General features: G+C 57.2%; 3 protein-coding genes. All 3 read right to left on the bottom strand.

The genetic code is table 11. The annotated features are described in order from the left end of the window. Positions 1 to 1,411, bottom strand: a 1,411-nt coding sequence (locus AC6RA8_RS21350; RefSeq protein WP_500355704.1) for a TonB-dependent receptor plug domain-containing protein, incomplete at its 3' end; no start/stop codon positions are given. Then, positions 1,411 to 2,604, bottom strand: coding sequence for an MFS transporter (locus AC6RA8_RS21345; protein WP_500355702.1), 1,194 nt, complete (start codon positions 2,602 to 2,604; stop codon positions 1,411 to 1,413). The genes AC6RA8_RS21345 and AC6RA8_RS21350, both read right to left, overlap by 1 nt. 428 nt (positions 2,605 to 3,032) lie before the next feature. Continuing rightward, a partial coding sequence (locus AC6RA8_RS21340; RefSeq protein WP_500355700.1) for a hypothetical protein occupies positions 3,033 to 3,217 on the bottom strand: 185 nt, incomplete at its 5' end.

Genomic DNA, 3,217 nt, shown 5'->3' with positions numbered 1-3,217 from the left:
CCACGGCGTCGTAATCGAAATCGCCGCCGATCACATCGACCGGCGCAAGCACAACCGGGAAAAAGGATCCTTCGGCTACTTCGAACAAAAATACACCGGTGGGGCGATTGAAGTCAGAGACATCAAGCGAGAAACGCTCGGCCCGGAAACCAGTGCTTAAATCCAGTCGCGGCCCGATGGGAATGTCGGCCTGCGCAAATATCGCGACACTGTCTTGCTTCATCGGTGCAAGCAGGTCCCGGCCATCAAGCGTCTTCTGCTCGACCTCGTCCCGGCCAAGGTCGATACCCCATGTGAGTGTTGCGTTTGGCGCAAGCCATTCCATCGGCGTACGCAGAGTGGCAGAGATGCCGTAGGTCGTTGTGAAGAGTTCGCCCTGGGATAGCGGGTCCTGAGTCGGATCGGTGGTGCTGATTGAGTAGTAGAGTTGGTTTGCCGGCCCCGGCTCGGAGAGCGCAGAGCGACGGTCGATGTCAGTGGCATATGCGTTGATTTCGAGATCACCCCAAGCCGTGTTCTGATAACGATAGGTGACGTTCACACTTACGCCGCGATCCTCAACCGGCTCCCCAGTGTAGCGACGGTCGGAAATACGCACGGGGTTGCTATCATAGTCGGCGAAGTAATCGATCTCTTGTTCCAACCGATAGGCGTCAAGCCGGACGTCCAGCTCGTGCGGTCCCCGTGCCCAGTTTGCAGCCACACCAAAGGCATACCGCTCGACGTTACTGCCACCGCCCTGCCCGATCAGCGGGTCCGAAGGTATGCGGTTGCCGTCGCCATCGAAAGATGTGCCTGTGTCGCTGCGCGAAAGTTCGAACCTCAGCCCCAAGTCACCTGCGCGCGTATCGTGCGACAGGAAAAGATCGTTGCCCACGCTGCCGCCTTCGCTCTGCCCGGACAGGCGGGTTTCAACGGTCGTCCGCCGTTCCGCCGCAGGTTTTTTGGTTACGATGTTGATGATACCACCGGTGGCCCCATTGCCAAAACGCGCGGTTGAGCCTTTGACAATTTCGATCCGTTCGATTGAGTTCGGGTCCAGAACAGAAAGTTCCCGATCAAAGCCGCGCAATTCGGAAGTCCGCGCCACTCCATCGATTAGGATTTGTGTCGTCCTGCCCCGCAAAGTTTGGCTCGCTCCGCCAATGGTGCCATTCGCAGGTGCCAGACCCGGCACGAGGTCTGACAGGGCACGCGAGAGTGTTTGCCCACGGCGGACCCGCTCTATGATTTGTTCGCCATCGACAACTTGCACGGTGCCCGGAATTGAACTCTCAGTTGCGCCGGTACGCGTTGCCTGAATCACGATTTCGCCCAATTCCACGGGGTCTTCCTGTTCCTGTGCTAACAAGGGAGTATAGGTAACAAGTGCAATGGTGCTGGTGGTGGCAAAAAGGCGGGCCAAGATCATCAAGAAGTCTCCGTAACGGTAGCAAGAGGGATGGTGCGCACGCGGGCAGGCAGCAGAAGCAACGCGATCCAGCCCGCAATCCCGGACAGCAGCGCGGCGGAAAGGAAGACGGGTCCGTATCCCATCGCTTCCGCCAACTGGCCGGCGACGATGCCCCCGATCATGTACATCAGCAGGGTCGCACTGGTGAGCAATGTGAAGTCTGTGGCGGCCTGTTTGAGCGAGGCAAAACGCATGAACGCGGTGAACAGTCCCACGATTTCGATGTAGCGCAAGAAAGTGTCAAAGACCGACAAGACGACGATCATCCATTGAGTCATTCCCGTCGTGGCTGCAATGTAGAAGGCCCCGAATGCCAAGGTGCGGCCGCAGATCAGCAGGATAAGGAAAGGCAGCAGGCCCCAAAGCCGGATCAACCACGCAGCGATCAACGCGCCAAACAGACCAACGGCAGCGGTCGAGCCACCTGATATCGCGCCGATCTCAGCCAAGGTGAATCCTTGATCGACAAGGAACGGTTGCTCCAATGCTTTCACCAGACCTTCCGGAAGGCGAATGATCAGTGCAAAAGCAAGCATTGCCCATGCACCCTCAACGCGCATAAAGCGCATCAGCGCGGGTCTGCCGCGATCAGCGGGAAGGGTTCGTCGACCTGTTTCTTCGGGTAACCGCAAGAACGGGAGGACCAAGAAACATGTCAGTCCGGCCATAACCCACAATGTGTGCGACCAACCCAGCAAATCGTACAATACGAGCGTGCCCGATCCACCAATCACCACCCCAAAGGCTACAGCACCACCTTGCAGTGCATTACCGCCCGGCTGGTCGGCCGGCGGCAGGTGTTCGACTGCCCAGCCGTCTGACGCAATATCCTGGGTGGCCGACGACAGGGACATTGCCATCAGGATTGGAAAGAAAACTGCCGCATCCTTGACGGGATCAAACATGGACAAAGCCAGAATGCCGCCAAGCGTGACCAGCAGACACCCGGTGACGATGGCTTTTCGCCCGACCTTGGGATCATGGCAGTACCGATCAACCCAAGGGGCCCAGAGCACTTTCAGAACCCAGGGAGCGAGCAAAACTCCCAAACCACCAATCACATCCAGCCCCACACCATTGGCGCGGAGAATTGGCGGTAGTGCAGCTGCCACGAGATAAAGGGGCACAGCTTGCGCCAAATACAACCCCACCAGGGCAACAGAAATCTTTGAACTGGGAAACACTTCGAGCGCCGGTCCTGTCTTGCAGAATTTCAGGCTCGCACGGTGCTGGCGGGTCCATACATCACGGCCATTGGTTAAACACAAGTGTTTCTGTCAGGAAATCAGTTTGACTATGCGCCTAGCGCAAAGATGAACGCTGGTGTTGGTGTGCTCCGGCGACAGATCGATCAAGTGGTATGCCCCGGAACTACGTCTTTGCCCAATTGAAGGGCGGCGCCCACCAACTTGATGCATTCTAAAGCGGATAAGCGCACAATGCCTTGCAACCTAGGCGAAGTTGCGCCGGTTCTGACTCGGTAAATTGATGGCCGGCCACGCGCGCCTATAAATGCAAATAACAACTTTTCACCCGAACATTGACATCCTAGCGCGGTGAGGCTTTTGCATGAAATCGATCAACACTTCATCTTCGTCTTCCAAGACGACAGCACGTGGCCACGGGGGCTGGCGATCCCCATTTTCGCAACCGTCACGGCGCGCAATTCTTGTCGGATCAGCTGCTTTTCTGACCTTGGGCTTTTGGGATGGGGTGAAATCAGGCGCCGCTGGTTCAACAGATCCCATGACTTTTGAAAGGCTG

This window comes from Tateyamaria sp. (genome assembly GCF_059783535.1).
This window is presented reverse-complemented; position numbering and strand designations above follow the sequence as displayed.